We start from the raw sequence: 24,390 nt of genomic DNA on the forward strand, positions 1-24,390 counted from the left end.
GTTTCGAGATGTCCGATCCCGAGGGGGGAACCTCAGTCCTCTTTATCGCAGCGCCTCCCGCAGCGCCTGGTCATAGTCGTCAGCTCGGTTCCACAACGCGGTCACCGCGGCGTGTCGCTGCTCGACGTAGTTCGCCAGAACCGGCATCGATAGCAGCGGGCCGGGCGCGACCAAGTCCTGAAGGGGTGTCACCGAAGCGGTGGTATAGCAGCGGGCGGCCTGCGCGACTGCCACGAGATCGGCCACAGGAATCTCATCGTTGTTCTCACGGTAGGCGGCAAGAAATCGGGCCAGTGCGCTGATGTGCGCGTCTCCGGAGAGAATCGCAGGCACGGCACAGCCGATGCGCGCCAGCTCCCACCAGATCGGCCACCGACAAGGCGCACGGAAATCAACGAGCGCCGGGCCGACGCCGGAGCGGAAAATGAAATTGCGTTCGGTGCAGTCGCCATGCAGAACTTGCGCCGCCGGGACCGGCATGTTCCGCAGCGTTTCGGCGACCATCTCAAGTCGCTGCTCCCGCCATTTCAATACCTCAGCGGCACGGTTTTGCAGTGCGCGGCTCAGATGCCCCGCGGCGCGAACCCGAAATTTCATGTCCGTCATTCTGGCGCGAAGCCGGGGCAGATCACACCACCTGTCACTCGCACTGCTGACCGGCCCCGGCCAGCAGGCCAGGCGCCGGTGCGCACGGCCGAGGAGCGCGCCCGCACCTTCTAGCGCGGATCCGTCGAGGGTCACATCAGCACCGTTGCGGCCGTCGATGAAAGACCACACGGACATGGCAGGGCCACTCCCGATGTGAAGGAACGCCCCAGACTTGTCAGGTACCGCTTCGGCGGTAGGGATCCCACCTGCATGAACGAAACGGGAGATGTCGATTGCCGCCCGTCCTTCGGTAAGGTCCGAACCGGCCGGATAGAGCTTGACAAAAAACCTGCCGGCTTTGTCGTCCTCGGCCGCATAATTTACGGTGGAGAGACCTCCGGGAACCGGCGTCAGACGCGGATTGACCAGACCGAAAGCAGTAGATAGAACCTCTTCCGCGTATTGGCGCACGAGATAATCGTATTCGCGCCCGTCCGGCGTCGTCTAGTCATTGTGTACGGATCTCCTCGTAAATTCGTAGCGTTCCTGCTCCAATCCGTACTGCGTGAAGGTTCCCGTGAATGTCGCGCCTGCTCGCGCCAGTAATTTACGGGAATGTGAGTTCGCTTTCTGTGTCGTGGCAATCAACAGGTTCTCGCCGGTGTGCTCGAAGAACCATGCGCGGATTAGATCTACCGCTTCGCTGGCCAGTCCTTGCCCCCAGTAGGAGTACCGCAGTTTGTAGGACACCTCCCACGGCCCGCGTTTGCGCTCGATACTTCCCTGCCCGGCGACTTCCTGGTTGGTCAGAGCCACGACAACGAACCTGCCCCAGCCTGGATCTTCGACCCTTCGGCGGGCGTGTTCCCTGGCAACGTCGGGTTCGGCGGGCCCCTTCAAGTAGCGGCACACGCGTGGGTCAGTCGCCATCTCGATCAGCGCCGGCTCGTCACCTGGTGCAGGGGATCGCAGCAGTACCTTCGTGCCGAGGAGCGGGTCCGCCAGCCAGTCGATCATGGCTACATGATCGCAGAAGGCAGGGCCAGCTAAATCGTTTCTGCCCCGAACACGGCTGGTCTGGCGGCCGTTCCAGAAATGGCGTGCCGACGCCCGCCGCTCAGTAGAAATCATGTGCCCGGACTGCGGGCGAGTCCGGGCACAGCAGGTTCAGGGCTGGCGAGATGCTGCCGGGCGGGGGATCGGGACGGGATAGTCGCCGGTCATGCAGGCGGTGCAGAGGCCGGCCGGTTGCGGGTTGATCGCTTCGACCAGACGTTCGAGGTCGAGGTAGACCAGTGAGTCGACGTCTAGGTCCGCGCGGATCTGTTCGATGGTTTTGGTGGCGGCGATCAGCGTGCTGCGGTCTCCGGTGTCCATCCCGTAATAGCACGGCCACCGGTAGGGCGGGGAGAGGACCCGCAGGTGCAGCTCGGCGGCGCCGGCGTCGCGGAGCATACGAACGGTTCTGCGGAACGTACTGGCCCGGATGAGGGAGTCCTCCACGACCACGAGGCGGCGGCCGGCGATGTTCTCGACGATCGGGCCGAATTTGAGCCGCAGCGCGGTGTCGCGGTGGGCCTGGGTGGGAGCGATGAACGACCGGCCGATGTACGGGCTCTTGATCAGCGCCTGTCCGTACGGGATGCCGGATTCGGCGGCGTAGCCCAGGGCGCCGGAGATCGATGATTCGGGGATCGGTACGACCAGGTCGGCGTCGACTGGTGCCTGTTGCGCCAAGGCGATGCCGGCGCGGCGGCGGGCGGCGTCCACGCTGGTGCCGGCGAGGATGCCGTCGGGCCGGGAGACGTAGACGAACTCGAACGTGCAGAGTCTCCGGGGCTGGACCTCGGCGAAGCGGTGGCTATGCACGCCGTTGTCGTCGATGACGACGATCTCGCCTGGGGTGATCTCGCGTTCGACGGTGGCGCCGACTACGAACAGCGCCGGGGTTTCGGAGGCCAGTACCCAGCCTCCGGTGTCGAGACGCCCGAGGAACAGCGGCCGGAAGCCGTGCGGATCGCGAGCTCCGATCAGCTTGGTCTCATCCATGACTACCAGGGAGAAGGCGCCTTGCAGTTGCGGGAGGACGGCGGTGACCGCATCGGTCAGGTTGCCGTGGCCGCGCGTGGTGATGTCGTCGGCCAGCATGGTCGCGATGACGTCGCTGTCGCTGCCGAAGACCTCGGTGGGGAAACGGGTGGCGAGGGTGGCGGTGTTGACGAGGTTGCCGTTGTGTCCGAGGGCGAAGTAGACGCCGTCGGCGCCGCGGGACACCGGTTGGGCACCGTCCCAGGCGCTGGCGCCGGTGGTGGCGTAGCGGGTATGCCCGATCGCCATGGTGCCGGGCAGGGCTTGGAGACGGTGGTCGTTGAAGATGTTGGCGACCAGTCCCATGTCTTTGTCGACCAGGATCTTGGTGCCGTCGCTGACGGCGATGCCGGCGGACTCCTGGCCGCGGTGTTGCAGGGTGAAAAGGCCGAGGTAGGTCAGGTGGGATGCGGATTGCTGCGGGTCACGGACGCCGAAAACGCCGCACGCCTCTTTAGGGCGGTCACTGGCTGCCACTAGCGCAACTGTACGGAATGGCTCGCCGGGCGGCGAACCAGCGGCGGTCACGTCCGGGTGGTCTTTTTGCCCGTGCGGGTGATCGATCATGCTCAACTCCGGGTGGCCGTGAACATGTAGACGCACCGCTCCTGCTCGGGCAGGTCAGCGGCGTCATCGAGGACGTCGGCGGCGGCGGCGCGTACGTCCTGGACGGGGATGCCGGGGAACACTTCTGCGGCGGTCGCGGGCACGGTGAAGAACGAGAGTCGTTCCGCTGGGGTGCGCCGCAGCCGCAGGATGTCTGCGCACCGCACGGTGAGCCCGGCGTCAGCGAACAGGCGGGCCAGGTCCTTCTCGGTGAGGATCTCCCGATCTTCCTGGCGAGCATCGATGTGATGGCCTCGATCGCGGAGCTGGCCGATCAGCAGGGCCATGAGGGTGTCGCCCGGCTCGGCACGCAGTGGCCACACCAGGGGGTCGGCAGGGACGAAGACGGTGTCGTAGAGGCTGAAGACGATCGTGACATCGGCGCTGCCCAGGGCCTGGATCCGGGTGAGCAGGGCGGGTTTGTCGGTGACGTGGAACAGCGAGTTCGCGAACACGATGAGGTCGAACAGGTGGCCGGTCAGCGCGGTGGGCGGTTCTGCGGCGGCGAGGTCTGCCTGGTGGTAGTCGACCGCGGCCTCCGGTGCCGTCCCGGCGCGGGCCTGGGCGATCATTGCTGGTGCTGCGTCGACGCCGCTGATCGCCGCGGCGGGATACGCACTGCGCAGCAGACGGGTGGAGTTCCCGGGCCCGCACCCGTAGTCAAGTACGCGGCGCGGGTCAGCGGGCGCGACGGCGGTCAGGGCGATGCCGATGCGGGTGTGGGTGGCGTATTGGCTGGTGTGTCTGCCGTATTCGGCGGCGCTGTCATCCCAGATGGTGGTGGCGGGGGTCGGTGGGGTCATGGCCGAGGGTGCCTTTCCGGTGGAGAGGGGGTCAGCGGGGTGACGTGGCGGGCCTGGCGCAGGTACAGGTCCTCGATGATGCGGAGCCGGGCCTCGACCGGGCCGGGGAACCGGCGCCCGCGCCAGGGCTGACCGCAGGCGTCGAGGCTGGCAAACGAGTGGGTGATCCGTTCGCCGATGTCGTCCTTACGCCGGGTGAGCTCGGTGTCGTCGCAGGAGTCAAGCGTCTGAGCGGCGGCCTGCCCGGCGGTGAGCTGCTGCCGGCAGACGGCGGTGGAAAACCCGCCGATGTGGTGCAGGCCGTCCAGGTCGGTGAACAGCGCGGGCCAGCCGCAGAACGCCAGGCCCAGGGTGAGGATCTTCGGTGCGGTGTAGTGGTCGTAGAGCAGCAGGTTCTGCCGCAGGTAGTCACGGAAGTCGGGGGCGAGGGATTCGAGCATCGCCCTGGTGTATCGGTCCGGCGTGGCGCGGCAGCGCCGGCTGACCTCGTCGAACGCCGTCCGCGGGTAGATCCCGAAGTAGGAGCAGCCGAGCAGCACCCCGTAGTCGTTGTGGTGGTGCGGGCCGTCGGCGTGCCGGTGTGCCGGTGGGATGACGGTGTCCGTGCGGGTCGCCCAGAGCGGTGTGCCGCTGAACACGGCCTCGCCTTGGTCCAGCAGGGAACCGGCGATCGGCGTGAAGTCGGCGGTAACGACGATGTCGCTGTCCATGAACGCGAAGTAGGGCTCGTCGGTGAACGTGTCGGCGAGCCGGCACAGTGCCTTGCCATGCGGTATGACGGTGTCGGCTGTCAGGTCGTGGACGGTCAGCCGGTCGTTGGTCGCGGCGATGCGGTGCAGCAGGACGAGCTCGTCAGGGGTGCAGCCGGTGGTCGGTGAACAGCGGTGCGAACCGGGCGAGCGCCCGGACGGTCCCGCGGGTGTAGATGACGTTGACGGTGGGGGTCGTGGTGCTCATCGGTTTCCCTCCGTGGGGTTCCACCCGGAATACCGGTCGGGGACGCCACGTCCGGCGTGCCCGGCCCGTCGCAGGAGTGGGACACAGCCGGCTGGTCGCCGCCAATCAGCCGGCCACCAGGTGGGCCTGGCGGGCGTAGAGGTCTTCGACCACGCGGATCTGGTCCTCCACCTCGTCGGGCAGCCGCTGACCGCCGCGCCAGGGCTTACCGGTCTCGTCGATGCGCGCGAACGATCGCATCGTCCGTTCGCAGACGGCGAGCTTGCGGTCCATGTGACCCCGGTATTCGTTGAAGCCGAGCATCGTCTGGATCGCCGCCGGGTTGGCGGGTTTCTGCCCGGTGGATACCTGCTCCTGGAAGGTGGCCATGGAGTATCCACCGATGTGGATCAGGTCGTCGAAGTCGGCGTACGTGACCGGCTGGCCGAGGTAGGTGAGACCGGCGTTGAGCAGTTTCCCGGGCGTGTAGTCGCTGCGCCACGCGTCGTGGTCCTTCAGGAAGCACTGAAGACTGTCGGCGATCGTGTCGAGGTTCGCTGCGGTGTACTTGTCGAGGGTGACGGAGCAGCGTTGCTGGACCTCGTCGAGGACGGTCCGGCGGTACACGGCGAAGTAGGAGCTGCCGAACAGCAGACCCTCCGGGGTGCGGATGTGCGGACCGCAGACCTCCTGCCGGTCGGCGGCCAGGATGGTGTCCTGGGGCCGGGCCCACAGCGGGGTGCCGCCGAAGATCGCCGCGTTGTCGGTCAGCAGCGCTGTCGCCGCGGTGGTGAAGTCCCCGGTGCACACGATGTCGCTGTCGGCGATGCCGAAGAACTCGTCGTCGGTGAATGTGTCGGCGAGCTGGCATAGGGTTTCGCCGTGCGGTATGACGGTGTCGGCTGTCAGGTCGTGGACGGTCAGCCGGTCGTTGGTCGCGGCGATGCGGTGCAGCAGGACGAGCTCGTCAGGGGTGCAGCCGTGCAGCCGTTGGCGACCAGCCGGTACCGCCAGCCGGTGTGGTCGGTGAACAGCGGTGCGAACCGGGCGAGCGCCCGGACGGTCCCGCGGGTGTAGATGATGTTGAGGACGGGGGTCATGTGATGTCCTTCCGGAGTGGTGGGTCAGAGTTGCTGGTGAACGGCGGTGAGGGCGGCGCGCAGCGTGTCGAGGTCGGTGTCGTCGACGCGCAGGCTCAGGTGCCCGTCGAGTCCTGGTTCGGTCAGGGCAGTCGCGCTCAGCCCGGATTCGCGCAGGAGCGCGGCGGTCTTGTCCGCCTGCACGCAGGTGAACAGCACCGCGTGGCCCTGGCTCGGGGCGACGGTCACGCCGGCGGCGGTCAGCAGGTCGGTCACCGCGGCCCGCCGGCGCCGGATGATCGAGCAGTTGGTGGCCACGGTGTCCGGGTCGTTGAGGCTGGCCGCGGCAGCTAGCTGGCCGAGCCGGCTGACGTCGTAGCGGCCTACGAGCGGCCCGTGGGTGCGCATGACTTCGGGATGCGCCAGCACGTAGCCGACCCGCAGCCCGAACAGTTGATGCGCCTTGGAGAACGTGCGGGTGACCAGGATCCGGGCTCGGGCGTTGATTGCGTCGCCGATCGCGGCGGTCAGGTCGTCGTCCTGGTAATCGCCGTACGCGTTGTCGAACACCACTGCGGCGTCCGGGCCGAGCCGGGCAGCCAACTCGACGACCTCGGCCACCGAGACGGTGGTGCCGGTGCCCGAGTGCGGGCTGTCGAGCATGACCAGCCGGGTATGGCCCGAACACGCCACAGCGATCGCGGCCAGGTCGTGGTGGTAGCCCCCGCGGAGCGGGATCGTCCGGGTGTTCAGCAGGTAGTCCACGGCGATCTGCCGGTAGGGCGGCCACGATCCGGTGGAACAGACGATCCCGCCGGCGTGCGGTGCCTGCCGGGCGATCACGGCGTGTAACAGCGCGGCGCTGCCAGGCCCGACCCGCACAGCGGTCTGTGGGACGGCGTATTGGGCGGCCAGCGTGGCCCGCAGGGTTTCGGATTCCGGTTCCGGCGCCAGCCCGGGATCCGGGCAGTCGCGGATTGCTGCCAGTGCGGCCGGAGCGGTCCGTAGGACGTCCGTGGTGGTCACGGCCGGGCCGCCGGGGCGACGGTCAGTGGCAGCAGCGGCCGGGCCGGGGAGCGGGTCAGGTCGAGGTCGAGGTCGTGACGGTCCAGGAACGTGGCGAACGATCCGTCGACCAGGCGGGTGTCGGCCAGTTCCCGGGTCAGCGGTGCCACGCGGGTCGCCATCTGCTGGTCGTCGAGGTCGGCCGCCAGGTGCACGCCGTTGCGTTCGTCACCGTTCGGGCACGGGGTCACCCATCCCTCGACGGACAATTTCAGCCCGTAGAAGCCCTCCTGGCAATAGACCGGGCAGTTGGTGCACCGTTCGCCGCGGAAGGTGGACTCGTGGCTGTCCTTGATGCGGATTTGCAGGCCGCCCGAGTCGAACCAGCGGATGACGCAGCCCTTGCGGAACTGCTCGATCGGCGGGCCGAGCAGGTCGGCGAGCCGATCGGTGATCGTGTCCATCGCGACGAACTCGGATCGCCAGAAATCTCTGGTCGACGGCGTGTAGTACAGGTCGAGCAGCGAGATGTAGACGGTGCCGCGGCCGACGTCGGCGTGCAGGTCGGCGACGAGCGCGATGATGGCCGGGATCTGCTCGACGGTGCGGCGCATCACCACGACGTTCACCCCGACGGGCAGCCCGGCCTCCAGGCCGAGCCGGATCGCGGTCAGTGCCCGGCCGAAGTCCTCCGGCTTGCCCTGGGTGATCTGCTGGGCCAGACCGGGATCGGCGGCATCCAGCGAGACTTTCAGCAGGTCCAGGTGCGGCGCGAGCCTGTCGAACATGTCGGGTAGGTGAAGGCCGTTGGTGGTCATCTCGGTGCGCGCGAAGTCACGGCGCCCGGCCTCGACGATCGCCGGCAGGTCAGACCGCAGCGTCGGTTCGCCGCCGGTCCAGGCAACCGCGTTGACGATTCCCGAAGCGGCCACCGCGCGTTGCGCACGGATGTAGTCGGCGGTGGAGAGCCGGTTGCCGCGCAGACCGGCGGGCACGTGGTTCTCCATACCCGCTGCCTTCGGGCAGTACAGGCAGTTCAGGTTGCATTGGTGCGCGACCGCCGCGCGCAGGAACCGCAGGTTTTCCGCCGGCTTGGGATCCGGCCGGGACAACAGGAGTTCAGCCATCACAAATGCCGCCTCACGCATCGATGTAAGGGGAGAGGTTTCGGTTCGCGGCACGGATGATCTCGGTGTATGCCGGATCGTGCAGGCCGGGGATCTGGGCCTGGTAGTAGTCGACGTCGGCCCATCCGGACAGCGTCGTCGGATGTTGCAGGCCGCGACGGGCCAGCATCTTCGCGATCGGGGTGCCCGGCCACGGCTCCAAAAAGTGGATCTCGCATTGATGTCGCGGGTCGAGGTGCTTGATCGCGAACGCACAGTCGATCGTCTGCTGGTAGTGGCCGGGATCGGCGTCCGGCCAGCCGACAATGAACGTGAACATGCCGCGGATCCCCGCGGCGGTCAGCCGGCGCACCATCGTCTCGATCCCGGCGGGGTCGTACCTCTTGTTCGACAGGCGGATCAGCTCCGGGACCGGGGTCTCCATCCCGATCAACACCCGGCACAACCCGGCGTCCGCCGATGCCCGCAGCTGGGCATCGGGCATCGCCTGCAGGTCCGCGGGATGCAGGCTCGACGCCCACCGCGCTCCGACCCGGGAGCGGAACCGCTCCGCGAACGCCATCGCTCGCACAGGGTCGTGAAAGAAGTTCGGATCATGAAGCTTGATCCCGCCGGCTCGCGCCCGCCGGGCCATCTCGGCCAGGACCTCCACCGACCGTTCTACCGGGTGGGTGTACCAGGAACGCCCGGACGTCTGCGGCTCGGTGCAAAATGTGCACCGGCGCAGACATCCTTCCGACGTCACGAAACTCATGGTGCGCGCGTCGATGGCCTCGTCCGCGTTGACGTAGGGCTCCCAATCGGTGATCAGGTCCAACCACGGGTCCGGATCCTCGGCGGCGATGGTCAGGCCTGTCCCGTGGCCGCCGAATCGCGGAACAGTGACCAGGTCTCCGCCCTTGACCAGGATCCGCGGTTCGTCCGGACCCGGCAGCCCCGCTGTGCCGGTCAGCCGGGCTAGCAGCAACGCCAGGCCCGGGAACCCACCGGTGCCCGGGATCACGGCATGTGCCGGTGACTGCGCGAGCGTCTCGGCAGGGAACAACGTGGCGTGCGGACCGCCCCACACCACGTACGCGCCCCGGTCCCGGGCGATCGCCGAGGCTTCCAGCGCATCCCGCAGCGCCGCACCGGTCAGCGCGGTGACCGCCAGGACGTCACCGGCGCCGAGCGCCTGAAGGCGGGCCCGCCAGCCGCCGTCGGTTCGCGCGTCGATCAGATGCGCGTCCAAGCCGGCCGCAACGGCGGCCGGGGCCAGGTAGCACGCCCACCACGGCGTCCACGTCTGTTCCTTGCCGCCGGCGTTAGCGTAGTTCGCCTTTGCCATGGTCCGCGGCTGGAAGAACCACACGCCGCGGATCACCGCGAAACTCCTGTCGCACACATCCTTCGACCTTGGTCTCGCAGCCGCAGCAGCGGCAGGTCCAGCGTCGGTGTTCTTGGTGCGCCCCGGTGGCTGGTGGTGCGGTTGGTGCGGTTCCCCCCACCCCTAGGCGTGAACCGCTACCGTCTGCACTGGACACGCCGGATCGAAACAGGCCGTTCCATCAGAGGAAGTGAATCGTGGCCGAGGAACCCCCACCGCAGGCCAACAACAGCCTGATCGAGCTGTTGCACCGCGCCGGATTGCGGCCTGAAACTCTGGCCCGGCGACTCAACACGGCGCTGGAGCGCAGCGGTTCCAATCGCCACATCCACGAGAAGACCCCCTACCGGTGGATGCGCGGCGGCGAGCTACCGCACGGCGACGTTCCCGACCTGGTCGTCCAGGTCTTGGCCGGGGCTTTGAGCACGGAGGTCACCTACGAGCAGGTGTGGGGCCGGCCACGGACCCGCGGGCCTGCGCCACTGAGCGCCGATCACGGTAGCGATCTACCCTGGGACGCAACTGGCCTGCTCAGCCTTCTGGGGGAACCCGTGCCCACCCGCCGCACTGTTCTCGCGGTGACCGGCGCCGCGATCACCGGCCCGGCCTGGGCCGTCCTTGACCAATCGGCACCCATCCTGAGATCAGCAGCCGACGAGGCCGGACGAGTCACCCCACCCCTGCTGAAAGTGATCGCCGGCATCGTCACCCAGGCTCAAGAACTCGACGACCAGCAAGGCGGCGCCGCGCGTGGCTACGTCGCCGACCAATTCATCGCCCTCGCCCGGCTCCTAAGACGCGCCTCCTACGATGCCGAGACCGGCCGCCAACTCGCCGCAGCCCTGGCCCAGCTCGCCCAGACCAGCGGATTCATGGCCTTCGACGCTACCGACGACGGCCTCGCCCAACGCTGGTACCTGATCGCCCTCCGCGCTGCCCACGCCGCGGCCGACCCCGCGCTGACCGCCAGCATTCTGGCCCTGATGTCCAACCAAGCTGCCGACCGCGGGCACCCCCTCGACGCGCTGCAACTGGCCAACGCGGCCCAGCAGGCCAGCCGTCGAACAGCACCCGTGGTCCGATCGCTGGTCGCCGCCCGCAGCACCCTCGCCTACGCCGCGGCCGGCGACCTCACCGGCTTCAACCACATGCACGAACAAACTCTCAGCATCCAGAACGAGCCCGATGACGAACCCGGGCCACCATGGGCCGGCTATATCGACCGCGTCGAACTCGACGCCATCGCGGGACGCGGTCTCGTGGTACTCGCCGAGCACCTTCCCCGGCAACAAACCGAACTGCTGGGCCGGGCGACTCGCTTGCTGCACGCGCGTGCTTACACCCCGCGCGACGCCGCACCGCAACGCTCAGCGCTACGCCACGGCGCCTGGCTCAGCCTTGCCCATCTTGCCGCTCTGCGACAGAACAAGCCGACCTCCACCACAGACGACCTCGGTCGCTCGATCGAAGCCACCCGCCTCGCCATGACGCGACTCCCCGTGGTCAGCTCCGCTCGCAGCGTCGCCTTGCTGCACCGCGTAACCGCCGAAGTCGAACCAGCCGCCCGCCGCTCTCCAGCCGCACGAACCCTGCTGCGCGACCTGCGCGCTGTTCTACCCTGATGGGTAACTCCGCCCTACGACACGCAACGTCTCCGCAGCCTGGTCGCCGCCATGCCGGGCTCCGCCGCCCTGTCCAGGCCGTCGACCGTCCCCGTTGCGGACATCGCCCGCGAGCGGTGGCGGCGGCAACGAATCGGGCGAACAGCGGGCGGACTCGGTTCGGGCTGTGCGGGTGCCCTGATGGGGCAGCGGTGGCCGCTGTTCACCCGGGGCCATGATGTCGCGGATCGGATTCGTTTCGCTGCGGCGGTGACGTCTGCGAGGACCTCCATCAGCTTGGAGAAACTGCGGCGGATGGTCCGGGAGGCTGGGCCTGCCCCGTTTTGACGGACATCCAAGATCAGGAGACGTGGGGTCTCCGGGAGGATGTCCAGCATCATGGAGAGCGTGGGTAAGAAACGGCCTCGGCCTCGGCGTGCATTCACGCCCCAGTTCAAGGCCGAGATCGTGGAGTTGTGCCAGCGGGGCGATCGGACGATCCGGCAGGTCAGCCAGGATTTTGATCTGACCGAGACCGCGGTGCGGGACTGGGTCAAGCAGGCCGAGCTCGACGCCGGCACCCGGTCGGACGGGCTCACGTCGGATGAGCGAGCCGAACTGGCCCGGCTGCGGCAGGAGAACCGGCGTCTACAGGAAGACGTCGAGATCCTGAAACGAGCGACGGCTTTCTTCGCGAAGGAGATCCGGTGAACGTGTACCCGTTCATCGCCGCGGAGCAGGCCGGCAAGGACAACGTTAAACGTGCCTGCGAACTGCTCAAGGTCTCCCGATCCGCCTACTACACCCGCGACCGCCGGTCCGAACGCGACCGGGTCGACACACACCTGACCGAGCGGATCACGGCGGTGCACGTCGTGTCGAAGGGCACCTACGGGGCGCCGCGGGTGCACGCCGAACTCGTCGACGCCGGCCTGCGGCACGGCCGTAAACGGGTGGCCCGGTTGATGCGGGCCGTCGGGATCGCGGGCAGGTGCCCGCGCCGGTGGAGCAACACCACCACCCCGGACCCGAACGCCGGCAAGCGTCCGGATCTGGTCGGTAGAGACTTCGCCGTCGACGCGAGGGCGGTCGACACCCGCTGGTGCGGCGACATCACCTACATCAACATGTGGCAGGGCTGGCTCTACCTGGCCACCGTCATCGACCTGGCCTCACGCCGGGTCGTCGGCTGGGCGGTGGCCGACCACCTCAAGACCGACCTGGTCGACGCCGCACTGTCCGACGCACTGGCCCGGCGCCGGCCCGTCGATGGTCTCGTCTTCCATTCCGACCGCGGCTGTCAATACACCAGCGACCAGCACGCCAAACTCGCCGCCGCTCACAAGGTCCGGCTGTCGGTCGGGCGGCGCGGGCAGTGCTGGGACAACGCCGTCGCTGAATCGTTCTTCGCCACCATCAAGACCGAACTGCTGCACCGTCAGGCGTGGCCCACCCACAAGGCAACCCGCCAGGCCATATTCGAGTACATCGAAGGCTGGTACAACACCCGCCGCCGACATTCCAGCCTCGGCCACCGCAGCCCCGCCGCCTACGAAGCCGGCACCACTGCCCGCCCGCTACCCGCCCTCAAGGCAGCTTGAAGATCAACTCATCGACCCTGTCCGTTAAAGCGGGTCAAGCCCAGGCTACTTTCCGGTCATGACCCGCCGGGTAACTGGGACGCTGCCGGGCCCGGGAGTGGCGGTCAGTCGGCGGGGCGGCGGACGGCGTCGCGGATCAAGGTGGTGCCGGTGGCGCCGACGATGGCCTGCAGGGAGTCGTAGTCGAGGTAGAGGTCGTCGCCGGGGGTGTGGTGCTGTAGCTGGTAGCCGACCCAGAAGTCGAGTTCGGGATGGCCCGCCGCCTGCAAGCGGGCCAGGATGCCGGTGGCGTCCGGGACTACCGTGAGGGAATCGCGGGCCGGCAGTTGGACGCCGGAGAGCCGCATGCCGGTGAACGATACGTCGACCAGGCGGCAGCCGCGCAGATCCAGATCGGTCAGCGCGGCCGGGCCGACGAACGTGACGTCCTCGAGTTCGCCGCTCATCCGGCACGCGGTGAAGACGCAGCGTTTGAAGAACATCTCGGCGATCCGGGTCCGGTCGAAGGTGCACCGCTCGAACGTCGCGCCGTCGACGAGCGCACCGGTCATCGTGAGGTCGTCGAAGGTGCAGTCACGCCAGGTGGTGCCGGTGCCGCGATGCCGGGCGCTGAGCACCGTGCCGGTGATGGTGGCGCCGCTGAGGTCGCAGCGGTCGAACGAGCCGCGCCAGGCGCCGAAGTTCGTCAGGTCGGCGCCGCGCAGCAGGCAGTCCTCGAACCGGGGGTCGATCAGCGTGAAGTGCCGCAGCCGGGCCCCGCTCAGGTCGACGCCCCGCAGCCGGACTTTCCGCAGCTCCGGGAGGGGGCGGTCGGTGACGCCGACGGTCAGCCCGGCCGCCTGTACCGGGGTGAACCCGGGCTCGGCCACGGCGAAGCCGCGCAGGTCGATCCGTCCGTCCACGGTGGGCAGTCCGAGCCCGTCGAGGGAGCGGCGCCAGGACAGCCGCCGCAGGACCTTGGCGGCGGTCTGCCGGCCGTCCTCGGTGAGCCAGCGTGCTCGATGGTCCATGAGGAAACTCCTCGAGGTGGGATGCCCGGACTCGTCGTCCGAGCATCCCACCTCAGTCAGGCCGGCTGAACTCAGCGGGGCGGGCGGGTCGGCAGCAGGATGCCGTTGCCGAAGTTGCGGGCGTAGTCCTGCACGTGCTGCGCCCACTGTTCCGGCGTCGTCATGTCCCACCAGGTCCGCAGGTGGGGGTTCCAGAAGTCCGGCGCGTTCTCCGGCGGGAAGTGCCGCGCCTGGAAGACCCTGGTCCGCAGGTACCGGTTGGCCGCCACCCGTTCCTTGGCGACCCGGTCGATGACGTTGCCGCGACCCGCCTCGGCCAGCCGGGTGCTGGACCGCTGCGCCTGCTCGCGAGCACTCATCTCGATCCGGCCGGCGTCCACGTCGGCGACCGTACGGTCCACGATCGCCTTGAGCCGGGCACTGATCTTCGCGACGTAGTAGCGATTCTCCAGGTTCGTGACGATGCCGATCCGGCCGTACGCGAAGCCCTGCGCCCCGCCGAGCACGCCGCCGATGGCCGCGCCGGTCGCGGTCGCCTGCGCCAGCCCGGTCCACGAGCACTGCACGCACATCAGCCCGTAGTCGGTGGCGCCTCCGGCGGCGCCGGCACCGAGGCCGACGATCGCCTGTGAGGCCCAGCCGGGCAGCGTCCGCGGCAGCGCCCCGGCGATGCCGAGTCCCACCCCGGCACTGATCCCGCCGGTGATCGCACCGACCACGCCCGCGGTCACGAAGGCACCCACCGAACAGGCGCCCTGCTCGCCCTGCGCACAGCTGATGCCCTGGCCGGTGAGTCCGCCACCCAGTCCCGCGGCCGCGCCGCAGAGGACCAGGCCGAGGCCCTCGGTGGCCAGGCCCAGGGCGGCGCAGCCGGCGAAGATGCCGACCCCGGCCGCGACCGAGCCGAGCACGGAGAGCCAGCTGTGGCCGTCCAGTTCGACGTTGCTGATCGGGTTGCCGCCGGCGAAGCCGTACCGGCCGCCGGTCAGTCCGGTGTCCGCGCCCGAGCCGCTGTAGGAGTCCCGGCTGAGGAACTGGTTGATGTTCGGGTTATAGGTACGGGCGCCCATGTTCAGGTTCCCGGTGCCGACCGACACCCGCGCCGAGTTGAAGCGGTAACTGTTGTACGGGAACGTGAGCCCGTCATCGGTCTTGTCCAGCCCGGTGGTGAGCGCATCGGTCCGGGCGCCGTACGCGGTGTAGCCGTACGTCGCGTCGGTCGTGCCGGACGAGCCGGTCAGCGCCTCCACGTCCTGGTGCGGGCTGTACGTGTAGTAGTCGGTCTGGTTGACCGGCGGCGTGCCCTGGGCGGTGTTGCGCAGCACGAGCCGCTCCCCGCCCGGGGTGTAGTCGTACGTCGTGCTCCCGCCGCCCCCGGCCGCGTACTGCCGCTGCTCGGCGTTGACGACGCCGGTCGTACCCAGGTAGTCGAAGTTCTGCTGACCGATCTGCTCGCCGCCGAGACTGATCTTCTCGGTGGTGGCCCGGTTCAGCGAGTCGTACGTGTAGGTGTCCTTCTTCGTCTTGCCGTCCGTGGTGGTGCTGGACTGGGTGACGAGGTTGTCGTAGCCGTCGTAGGTGTACTGCTGCTCGGCGCCCAGGTTGGTGCCGAGCACGGCCAGGTTGGAGATCGCGAAGAGTCGGCCCAGCGTGTCGTACTGGTAGCCGCCGGTGACCGGCAGCGGCGCGACGATCGCCTGGGAGCTCGAGATCCGGCCGCGGTCGTAGTTGAAGAACACGTCCACGTCGTCGACGAGCTGGTGGATGATGTTGCCGGCGCTGTCGTACTCGTAGGTCTGGTTGTCCTTGCCGTCCGAGTTGGTCACCTTGGTGATCTGGTTGTTCGGGCTGTACTCCCGGTCGGCGGTGCGGTTCAGGGCACTGTGGTCGTCGGCGTTCTGCAGCGCGCCGACGTCCTTGGTGACGTTGCTGTTCGGGTCGTAGGTCAGGGTGTGCGCCGCGATCGTGGCGCCGGCGCCGGTCTGCTCGCTCATCGTGGCGAGCGCGCCGTCCAGGTGGTACGTGTACCCGACCTTGTTGCCGTTGCCCTTGGTCTGCGACGCGCGCTGCCCGGCCGGGGTGTAGGTGAACGCCGTGGTGATCCCGGCGTCCCCGGCGCCCTTCTTCGTCACCACCTGGGTGAGCAGGTTGCGGACGTCGTACGTGTAGGTGTTGGCGTCGGCGTCGTTGGTCTGGGTCAGCAGGTTGCTCGCGGCGTCGTAGCCGTAGGTGAGCGTGTGCTTGACCGTGTCGCCGGACTTCTCCTGCAGCTGGGTCGGCCGGCCGAGCTTGTCGAACGTCGCCGGGTAATGGTCGAACTGCGCGTTCGGCGAGGTGTCGGCGACGTCGATCCGGTTGCCGTCGAGGTCGTACGTGTAGGCCGCCGTGACCGGCTGCTGCCCGGGGTCGCCGGAGTTGTCCCGGACCAGCCGTACCGCGTCGGCCACCGTCGTGTCGCCGTTGGCCCGCACCACGATGTTCTGCCCGGTGCCGGCCTTGAGCGCCCACTGGCCGTCGTCGGTCGCCGGGTTGCTCAGCGGCACCCAGGTCCCGCCGCCGCTTGCCTGGTTGAGGTAGACCGGGTCGCTCCCGTTCACCGAGTAGCCGGCCGGCCCCTTGCCGACGTCGGCCGGGAACCAGACGTAGACGGTGTAGTCGCCGTCCTGCGGGATCGTCGGGTTCCAGCTGAACGTGTTGATCGTGCCGGTCCAGTAGGTGGAGCCGTCGAAGCCCTTGCCCCGGGGACCCGCCTCCCAGCCCCGGTCGGCCGAGGTGTTCGGCGAGTCGGCGGTCAGGATCTGCGACTGCCAGCCGGCCGGCAGCCCGCCGTCGTGGTAGCCGGCCAGCTTGCCGTCCGGGTGGTAGTCCCAGGTCATCTGGCGGGCCGCGGTGCCGTCGGCGGCGGTCAGCTTGCGGGAGGTCTGCAGGCCGAGCGGGTTGTAGTCGTAGTCGGTGGCGATGTGGAACGGGTCGGTGGACCGCTTGATCCAGCCGTTGTCGAAGTAGTCGTACGTGGTGGTCGTCGACGTGGCCGGGATGCCCTTGCTGCGGCTGATCTGGCTGACCTTGGTGACCTGCCCGGCCGCGTCGTAGGTGTAGTCGGTCTCCGGCCGGTTGTCCGCGCCGTAGACCGAGTCGGCCGCCGCGGACGCGTCGTAGGCGCCGAACGACTTCGACCGGCGGTTGTCCTTGTCGTACTCGGCGGACAGGGTGTACGACCCGGCCACCCCCGACGCCACGCCCTTCGGGGTGATCACGCTGGTGTTGTTGCCGACCTGGTCGTACCGGTACTGCGTGGTGTTGAAGGCGCCGCTCACGTGCGGGACCTGGACCTGGGTGACCTGGCCGTTCGCGTCCAGCGAGTAGTACGCCGTGGCCTTGTTCTGGTCGGTGCGGGTCAGGACCAGACCATCCGCGTCGTACGTGGTCGCGGTGGTGTTGCCGGCCGCGTCGGTGGTGCTGATCGGCCGGTGGTCGACGTCGTACCCGACCTTGGAGACGTGCTGCAGCGGGTCGGTGAGCTGCACCTTGTTGCCGACACCGTCGTACCCTGTGATGGTTTTGCCACCGAGAGCGTCGGTGACCGTGACCGGCTGATCGGCCGCGTCGTAGGTGACCGTCGACGCGTTGCCGTTCGGCGACGTGCTGGTCAGCTGGTTGCCGACCGCGTCGTAGGTGAACTTCACGATCCGGGCCGCCGTCGTGCCGGTGTCGGGCGGCAGCGTGCTCGACGTGGTCCGGTCGGCCGCGTCGTAGACCGCCGTGCTGACCGCGCCGTTCGCCGCGGTCGCCGTGGTGACGTTGTCGTTCGCGTCGTAGACCGGCGCCGGATAGGTGAGGTAGACGTCGCCCGCCTGGTCCTTGGGCACCTTGGCGTCCAGGTCACGCAGGAACACGTCGTAGTTCTGCGTCGCGACGTTGCCCAGCGGGTCGGTGACCGAGGCCACCTCACCGCGCGGGCCGTAGGCGAGCCGGGCGACCCCGCCCTCCGGGCTGGTGATCGAACGCGGCTGGCCGGTCGGCTCGTAGACGGTGACCGGCAGCGGCAGGTAGTAGCTGTAGGCGGTGGTGTGGTTGTTCGCGTCGGTGGTGCTGATCAGCCCGCCGTACGCGTCGTAGGCGTACGTGGTGACGAAACCCGACCCCGCCGCGGTGCCGTTCGGTGCCTGCGCGGTGAGCACGTTGCCGAAGTCGTCGTAGGTGTAGTGCCATCGGCGCCCGGCCGCGGAGACCTGATCCACCAGGTCGGCGACGTGCCCGGCGAGCGCGAACCGGTACGCGTACCGGGCCGTGCCGGTGCCGGCCGCGTCGGTCACGCTGATCGGGTAGCCGGTGTCCTGGTCGTACGTCCAGGTGGTCCTGGCCCCGTTGTTCTCGGTCAGCGTGGCGACGTTGTTGTCGCCGTCCCAGGTCAGCTGGGTCCGCTGGTTGAGCGGGTTGACCTGCTGGATCATCCGGCCGGCCACGTCGATCTGGAAGACGTACCGATGGTTGTTCGCGTCGGTGGCCGTGGTCTGCTGCACCGCGCCGGCCACCGACCCGGGCACCTGGTAGGCGAACTGGGTGGCCTTGCCGAGCCGGTCGGTGACCGCGTCGGTGCGCCCGCCGAACACCGACAGGCTCGGCCGGTACGCGATCCGGCTGGTGGCCCCGCGCGGATCGGTGACCGCCACCAGCTTGACGTTGAGCAACGTCGGCGTGTAGCTGAACTTGAACGTCTTCGCGGCAGCGTCCCCGGCACCGTCCACCAGGCGTCCGAGCAGGCCCTGCGGGGTGTAGTAGAACGCGACGGTCCGGCCGGAGACGTCGCTGACCGACTTGACGTGGTCGATGATCTGCGGGTCGGTCAGGTTGGTCGCGGCGACCAGGTTCCCCGCGCCGTCGACGTACGAGTAGGCCTCGCCCCGGGCGTAGTAGTTCACCGTCAGCGTCTGCCGGGCGACCGGGTCGGTGATGTAGGTGAGGAACCGGGTCGGCCGGCCCAGCGCCTGGCGCGACGCGTAGGTGAAGTCGGCCTCGTTGCCGTTCGCGTCCACCTGCGCCGTCGGGTAGCCGGCACAGTCGAAGTAGTACACCGTCCGGTCCGGCCGGGTCATCGACCAGGCGCGGGCGTTCTCCGTGGTCAGGCCACAGTTGACCAGCTGCTGCAGGTACAGGTGCACGCCCGGCGGCGCCCGCCAGACGCCCGCGCCCACGTCCCGGACGAACCGGTGCGCGTTGCCGGTGCCGTCGACCATGGTCACCGTCAGTGGGTTGACGATCGGGAAGAAGTCCAGCGGCTGACCCACCCGCATCGGCGCGGACGCCTGCATGGTCCAGCCGTACCCGGAGTCCGCGTCGATCGTCGAACTGGAGTTGTAGGTCATCCGCAGCAACGTGGTGAAACCGCGCGACGGGTTCGCGAACAGGTCGTAGTTGAACACCGAGTTGCCCGACGAGAGGTTCGTGGAGATCGTCGAGCCGGACCCGGCCGGCGTGGTCGTGTACTGGTAGAAGCTCTCCAGGCCGAGCTGGTTGTTGCCGGACGGGTCGACGCTGACCGGCTGCGCCAGCGCGCTCACCCCGGCCGAGGCCGACAGGTACGTGCCGCTGCCGGTGTCGAGCATGTCCCAGGCCAGCGCGTAGCCCTCGGCGTCGTTGCCGCTCGCCGGCGTCGGAGCGACGATCTTCGCGTTCAGGGTCACCGTGGCGCCGGGCGCGAGATCCGCCGGCAGCGCGGTCCGGACCTGGTTGGACGCGTCGGTGGCCTCGGTGCCGTCGGGCAGCGTCCAGTGATAGGTCAGCACCTGGCTGCCCGCCGCCCAGGTCACGTCGGTGGTGTTGTTGATCGTGACGGGTGCGGTGTACTCGCCGCCGCCGACCAGCTGCTCCGGCGTGGACGGCGCGTAGTAGGTGGCGTCCGTCGACCGGTCCAGATAGCTGAGCACCAGCTGCGGGGCGAGCCGCGGCTCCTCGGTGGCCGGGCCGGCGAACACGGTGCGCTCCTGCGGCGCGGCCGACGTCTCGTCCTTGAGCTTGACGAGCAGGCCGTGGTTGGACCCGGCGTCGCCGAGCCAGCCCCGCACGACCGCGGTGGCGTCCAGGTTCTGCCGGTTCGGGTCGTTGGTCAGCCCGGAGACGGTACCGGCGGCCGCCGCGGTGAAGTCACCACCGGCCGAGCTCCACGCCGTACCGGTGGCGGCGGTGTTCCAGGTGGCCTGCTTGCCGGTGAACGAGCGGGTCAGCCCGTGCAGCTCGTAGACCGCGCCGGCACTGGTCGTGGTCGTCGTCTCCTGCCACAGCTTCAGGTGCGCGTCGACGATCCGGGCACCGGCCGGGATCCCCTGAAGGGCGCCGAAGTCGAGGACCGAGCGGGTCACCCCGTAGGTCGCGGAGTTGTCGCCGACCGACAACCACGGCTGGGCGACGCCGCCGTCGGTCAGGGTGTTCAGGACCGCGCCCGGCTGGCTGGACGACAACGTGGTCGCCGCGGCCGCCGGCAGCAGCAGCGTGGTCCGGCCCGCCTTCGGCAGCCGGACCAGCTGCGTCGGGCCCGGGATGAGCTTTCCGCCCTTGGTCTTCACCACCGCCATGTAATAAAACGCATTACCGTACGGGTCGGAGCTGTCCGCCGGGGTCGGGACGGCCGTCGAGTCGGCGAAACCGGTCGCGCCCGACGTCACCGGGGAGACCAGGGTGCTCGCGCCCGGCGTGAAGCTCTGCTGGACGCTGCGGTGCACCTGGTACTCGGCGAGGTCGTTCGCCGTGTCACCGGTCGTGTTGGCATACGCCGGCCAGGACAGCTCGGCGCCGGTGGCGTGCACGACCGCCGGCGGGTTCACCGCCACCCCGGGCACCCCGTAGGTGAGGACCAGCTTGGGGTAGGTGACGGTCTCCCCGCCGTACGCGTAGATCGAACCCTCGAAGCGGGGACCGCCCTGGTTCAGCGTGGACTCGTCGGTGGCCTTGAGCACGAACCCGTTGTTCGGACTGCCGTTCACCCAGGACTGCACGGCCGAGGTGACCGGGAAGTCCACCCAGGCGCCGAGCGTGTTCGCCTTCTTGGTGGCGGTGCCGGCGACCGGTCCGCCGATCGATTTGGCGCTGTTCCAGGTGGCGGTCGCCGCGCTCCACGCCGCGTTCGCCTGCAGCGCCTGCATCGGCACGCTGTTCGCGCCGGTGGTGAACGTCTGGTCGTAGTAGAGCCGCAGGTCCGCCGAGGCGACGGTGGTTCCGGCCGGGACCGCCGGCAGCGGGATCTTTATCAGCGTACGGGTGGGGCCGGTGGCCGTCGTGCCGACCGACAGGCGCCACGACGTGCTGTAGTTCGCCGCCGGGCCGTCCGCGAGGATCATCGTGTTCGCGGCGGCCGACGGGGTCGGTGCCACCACGATGGTCGGGTCGATCGTCACCGGGTAGACCCGGGCCGCGTCGGCGAGCCAGCCCGCGTCCGGCCGCACGGTCACGTGCACGGCGCCGGTCACGGCGTCGACCGTCATGCTCTGCGTGACCGCGGTGCTGGACACATGCCCGTACGGTGACGTCTTGTCGATCTTGGAATCTGCCATGTAGGGGGCCGGGATCGTGAAGACGGGAGTCCCGGACTCGCCGGCCCGGAACTCGATCGCGCCGCCGGCCACCTGCCGCGGCACGAGGCCGCCGCCGACCGTGATCGTGTAGCGGTAGGACCGGTCGCCCGCGGGGGCCTTCGCCAGCACGATCGACTTCTGCACGCCTTCGGGGCCGACCTGATAGCGCAGGTCAGCGCCGGGATAGGCGTCCGGGTAGGTGACCGAGTCCTTCGCGATCTTCGGCGCCGTGATGGCCGCGCCGTCCGCGGCGACCTGCACGGACGCGCCGCCCCGCTCGATGCGCAGCAGCTGCCCGGCGTCCGGCGAGAAGTAGGTGTGGAACGTGTTGCCCTCGGCGCCCGCCGTGAACGCCCCGTGCGAGACGGTCTTCACGCTCGGGTCGATCTTCTGCCAGGCGCCCTTGCCGTCCCGGTAGTTCACCGGCAGCGCGGAGATCTCCTGCTGCACGCTGCCGTCCGACATCGTGTACGACGCGGTGGTCGCGGTCCGGCGGTCGGCGAGCTCCTTGACGCGCTTGGCGCGCGGATCCGGCTTGAGGGTCGGGGTGCCGCCCTTGTCGGACGGCTTCTTGTAGGCGGTGGTCGTGGACTTCGGGGTCTTGGCGGCCTTCCAGCCGGCGTTGCCCCGGGGTTGCACGTGACGGTCCTTCTTCGGCGCTGCCGCCGCCGTCTCCGGCTGGGCGATCACACCGGTGACCAGCACCGGAACCATTAACATCGATAGCCATCGATACCTGAGCGCATGGTGATGCCGTTGATGCATGCCGCGTCCTCCGTGTCAACGAGCCCCCGCTCCCGGGGCGGCCAGTCGTCAAGCGTAGAGAACGCAGTGATAACTATCGATCGCTTTAACATAAATGAACATCAATATGGCACGCTTGCCTGCTGACCTGCGCCCTCTCGCCGGCGAGCGGGTTCGCTCGGCCCGCCGGCTGTTTCTAGGCGCCAGCCCAATGAGGCGCACCCGCTGACCGAAAATGACGATGCCCGGACACCGCCGCACATGAGGCCGAGCGGCACGAGATGAGCCCGGTGGAGATGGAACACGCGGCCGAGGGGCCACTGCGCGTCGGTTAGCCTGCCCTCATGGTGAGCGCCGAGCTGGATGAGTTGATCGTTGCGGACGCGGACGAGCTGCGTGCGTGGTTGTCGGTCAACCACGCCACGGTGCCCGGTGTCTGGCTGGCCCTGACCAAGAAGGGCGGCACCGTCACCACGCTGACCTGGCAGCAGGCGGTCGACGAGGCACTGTGCTTCGGCTGGATCGACGGGCAGGCCCGGAAACGGGATGACGAGAGCTCGTGGATCCGGTTCACCCCGCGCCGGGCCCGCAGCGTCTGGTCACAGCGCAACGTCACCCACGTGGCCCGGCTGGAAGCGGCGGGGCGGATGCAGCCCACCGGCCGCGCCGCAGTGGACGCCGCGAAAGCGGATGGGCGGTGGGCGGCGGCCTACGCCCCGTCGTCGGAGGTCGAGGCGCCGGCCGACCTGCTCGCCGCGATCGCCGCAGTTCCGGCCGCGCAAGCCATGTTCGACGTGCTCACCAAGGCGAATCTGTTCGCTCTCGTCCACCGGGTCAACGGCGTCAAGCGGGTGGAGACCCGCGAGCGGAAGATCGTCGAGTTCGTCGCCATGCTGGCCCGCCACGAGACGATCTACCCACAGAAGGCCAAGCCCCCGACCGCGCCGTGATCCGTGCGGTCAGGCCAGGAGAGCCAATGCCGTCCTTGCCGACGCCCTGACCTGATCCCATTCCGTTCTCCCGGCCAAGGCCTCGACGTGCCACAGGCCGGCGTTGTGCTGTCCGCTCATGGAACTGAGGTTCTGGTCGATCTCGGTCAGCGCGGGCAGCACCGCGGCGTTCAACCAGCCACGCTCGACGAAGGTCGGTACCAGCCGGAACCCATCGTCGAACTCCAGCGCCAGCTCGTCCACCAGCGGGAAGCCCTTCTCGCCGAGCCAAGCGACCTGGGCGTCGGCTTCCAGCGCAAGCACGGCGACGCTCCGCACGAAAGCGGCGACGAAAATGGCGCCTGGCTGTTCCACGAGGTCAGCCTATTTGACCACTCCCGCTACCTGCGTGGCGGCGGCCGGATGCAGGGAAGCCGCGAGACGCCGCCGCGATCGCCTCGCCGCTGGACCGACTTGCGAGAGCGAGAATTCGCTGTGCCTGGACATCAACGCCGATTAGGTTCGCGTGCCATGAGAAGCCGGCAACATCCCGTGGACGTCGCCCGAGTGGGGCGGGCGTGGGACACCTCCTGGCCTGGCTGCCCGCCTGTGGCGCGTGTGCTGCGCCGAGGGTTTTCGGGGCAGTCGGTTCGGTTCTACACACTCCCGGGAGGGAAGCGGTACGCGACCTCAGACTCCGAGCATGCGGAGATCCTGCGCCGGCATCACGTTCTCTTGACAGCGATCTTCAGGGGCCTCGGCTCGGGCGATGGATTGCTGACCGCGGTCACCTGCTCCTGGTCGGCAGCTTCACAGCCGCCACCACGCGACAGCGCGGTGGCCTCCACTACGCCTGACGCTGTGCACTGGCGTAGTGATGACCTGTCGACGGGCCCGCGCTTTCCCTCCTGGCAACACCACTACGTTTCGCAGCTGGACCAGCGCGATCCGGCGCTCGACCAGCTTCTGCTCTGCGTGGCCGACGACATGACCGACGACGTCATGCTGTTCGGCGACACCGGCACGTGGGCCTACCACCCCTATGACGGCGGCGCTGAGGTGTTCGCCCCGGACGCCGGGGCCCGCGATCAGCTCGCGGCCGCACATGCCGACTGGGCAGTACCGACTTCGCCGGCAACGTAAGCCGTGATGAGGGGCATCACGGCGCCTTCACGGCGTACGAAAAAAGGGGTAGCTAACTGCTGGCGTGTTGAGCATCTTTGGCGCTGTTAAGGCAGCCATGATGCTCATGTGAACTTGAAGGAGTGGGCGTCGTCGACCGGCATCGCGTACATCACCGCTCGACGGCAGTACGCGGCCGGGACGCTGCCTGTTCCTA

At 68.8% G+C, this 24,390-nt stretch carries 18 protein-coding genes; 5 read left to right on the forward strand and 13 right to left on the reverse strand.

All coding sequences use genetic code 11. The features are described from left to right. Positions 1 to 42 precede the first annotated feature (42 nt). From ADL15_RS51810 to ADL15_RS28135, 10 genes are all read right to left on the reverse strand, one after another. Positions 43 to 1,059, reverse strand: coding sequence for a phosphotransferase enzyme family protein (locus ADL15_RS51810; protein WP_083971830.1), 1,017 nt, complete (start codon positions 1,057 to 1,059; stop codon positions 43 to 45). A gap of 33 nt (positions 1,060 to 1,092) precedes the next feature. Beyond that, positions 1,093 to 1,605, reverse strand: coding sequence for a GNAT family N-acetyltransferase (locus tag ADL15_RS51815; RefSeq protein WP_198171051.1), 513 nt, complete (start codon positions 1,603 to 1,605; stop codon positions 1,093 to 1,095). 150 nt (positions 1,606 to 1,755) lie between these two features. Further along, positions 1,756 to 3,243 carry an amidophosphoribosyltransferase gene (gene purF / locus ADL15_RS28100; protein WP_083971834.1) on the reverse strand — a complete coding sequence of 496 codons (1,488 nt, stop codon included), beginning with the start codon at positions 3,241 to 3,243 and terminating at the stop codon, positions 1,756 to 1,758. 2 nt (positions 3,244 to 3,245) lie between these two features. Beyond that, positions 3,246 to 4,085, reverse strand: a complete 840-nt coding sequence (locus ADL15_RS28105; protein WP_067697447.1) for a class I SAM-dependent methyltransferase — start codon at positions 4,083 to 4,085, stop codon at positions 3,246 to 3,248. Then, positions 4,082 to 4,795 (reverse strand): hypothetical protein, encoded by a 714-nt coding sequence (locus ADL15_RS28110; RefSeq protein WP_067697457.1) that lies wholly within the window; start codon positions 4,793 to 4,795, stop codon positions 4,082 to 4,084. The genes ADL15_RS28105 and ADL15_RS28110 overlap by 4 nt, the downstream gene beginning before the upstream one ends. Positions 4,796 to 5,147: 352 nt before the next feature. Then, positions 5,148 to 5,831: a hypothetical protein gene (locus ADL15_RS28115; protein ID WP_067697459.1), complete on the reverse strand. Its 684-nt coding sequence runs from the start codon at positions 5,829 to 5,831 to the stop codon at positions 5,148 to 5,150. A 110-nt stretch (positions 5,832 to 5,941) separates the two neighbouring features. Next, positions 5,942 to 6,121: a hypothetical protein gene (locus tag ADL15_RS28120; RefSeq protein ID WP_067697461.1), complete on the reverse strand. Its 180-nt coding sequence runs from the start codon at positions 6,119 to 6,121 to the stop codon at positions 5,942 to 5,944. A gap of 24 nt (positions 6,122 to 6,145) precedes the next feature. After that, a complete protein-coding gene (locus tag ADL15_RS28125) occupies positions 6,146 to 7,126 on the reverse strand; it encodes an aminotransferase class I/II-fold pyridoxal phosphate-dependent enzyme (RefSeq protein WP_067697462.1) in 981 nt (326 codons plus the stop codon). Beyond that, entirely contained in the window at positions 7,123 to 8,232 is a 1,110-nt protein-coding gene (locus tag ADL15_RS28130) for a radical SAM protein (protein ID WP_067697464.1), read from the reverse strand. Before ADL15_RS28130 ends, ADL15_RS28125 begins: the two co-directional genes overlap by 4 nt. A gap of 13 nt (positions 8,233 to 8,245) precedes the next feature. Next, positions 8,246 to 9,595, reverse strand: a complete 1,350-nt coding sequence (locus ADL15_RS28135) for a B12-binding domain-containing radical SAM protein (protein WP_067697466.1) — start codon at positions 9,593 to 9,595, stop codon at positions 8,246 to 8,248. A 200-nt stretch (positions 9,596 to 9,795) separates the two neighbouring features. Between ADL15_RS28135 and ADL15_RS28140 the strand changes: the two genes are divergently transcribed. From ADL15_RS28140 to ADL15_RS28150, 3 genes are all read left to right on the forward strand, one after another. Beyond that, a complete protein-coding gene (locus ADL15_RS28140; protein WP_232344381.1) occupies positions 9,796 to 11,220 on the forward strand; it encodes a hypothetical protein in 1,425 nt (474 codons plus the stop codon). Positions 11,221 to 11,607: 387 nt separating this feature from the next. Then, a complete protein-coding gene (locus tag ADL15_RS28145) occupies positions 11,608 to 11,910 on the forward strand; it encodes a transposase (RefSeq protein ID WP_198171052.1) in 303 nt (100 codons plus the stop codon). Then, positions 11,907 to 12,800: an IS3 family transposase gene (locus ADL15_RS28150; RefSeq protein ID WP_067697472.1), complete on the forward strand. Its 894-nt coding sequence runs from the start codon at positions 11,907 to 11,909 to the stop codon at positions 12,798 to 12,800. The genes ADL15_RS28145 and ADL15_RS28150 overlap by 4 nt, the downstream gene beginning before the upstream one ends. A 104-nt stretch (positions 12,801 to 12,904) precedes the next feature. Here ADL15_RS28150 and ADL15_RS28155 read toward each other — a convergent pair whose 3' ends face one another. Next, the gene (locus ADL15_RS28155) at positions 12,905 to 13,810 is read right to left on the reverse strand and encodes a pentapeptide repeat-containing protein (protein ID WP_067697474.1); all 906 of its coding nucleotides are present in this window, start codon (positions 13,808 to 13,810) and stop codon (positions 12,905 to 12,907) included. 71 nt (positions 13,811 to 13,881) lie between these two features. Beyond that, positions 13,882 to 22,098 (reverse strand): DNRLRE domain-containing protein, encoded by an 8,217-nt coding sequence (locus tag ADL15_RS28160; RefSeq protein WP_157441653.1) that lies wholly within the window; start codon positions 22,096 to 22,098, stop codon positions 13,882 to 13,884. A 368-nt stretch (positions 22,099 to 22,466) separates the two neighbouring features. On the opposite strand from ADL15_RS28160, the gene ADL15_RS28165 reads away from it, so the two are divergent. Further along, the gene (locus tag ADL15_RS28165) at positions 22,467 to 23,072 is read left to right on the forward strand and encodes a YdeI/OmpD-associated family protein (RefSeq protein ID WP_067697478.1); all 606 of its coding nucleotides are present in this window, start codon (positions 22,467 to 22,469) and stop codon (positions 23,070 to 23,072) included. 9 nt (positions 23,073 to 23,081) lie between these two features. Here the strand turns inward: ADL15_RS28165 and ADL15_RS28170 are convergent, their stop codons facing one another. Continuing rightward, complete coding sequence (locus ADL15_RS28170) at positions 23,082 to 23,426, reverse strand: hypothetical protein (protein WP_067697480.1); 345 nt, start codon at positions 23,424 to 23,426, stop codon at positions 23,082 to 23,084. 156 nt (positions 23,427 to 23,582) lie between these two features. Here ADL15_RS28170 and ADL15_RS28175 point away from each other — a divergent pair, with 156 nt between their 5' ends. Next, positions 23,583 to 24,194, forward strand: a complete 612-nt coding sequence (locus ADL15_RS28175; protein WP_449369309.1) for a DUF3885 domain-containing protein — start codon at positions 23,583 to 23,585, stop codon at positions 24,192 to 24,194. The last annotated feature ends 196 nt before the right edge of the window (positions 24,195 to 24,390 follow it).

It is taken from the genome of Actinoplanes awajinensis subsp. mycoplanecinus (assembly GCF_001509495.1).
Taxonomy (GTDB): Bacteria; Actinomycetota; Actinomycetes; order Mycobacteriales; family Micromonosporaceae; genus Actinoplanes; species Actinoplanes palleronii.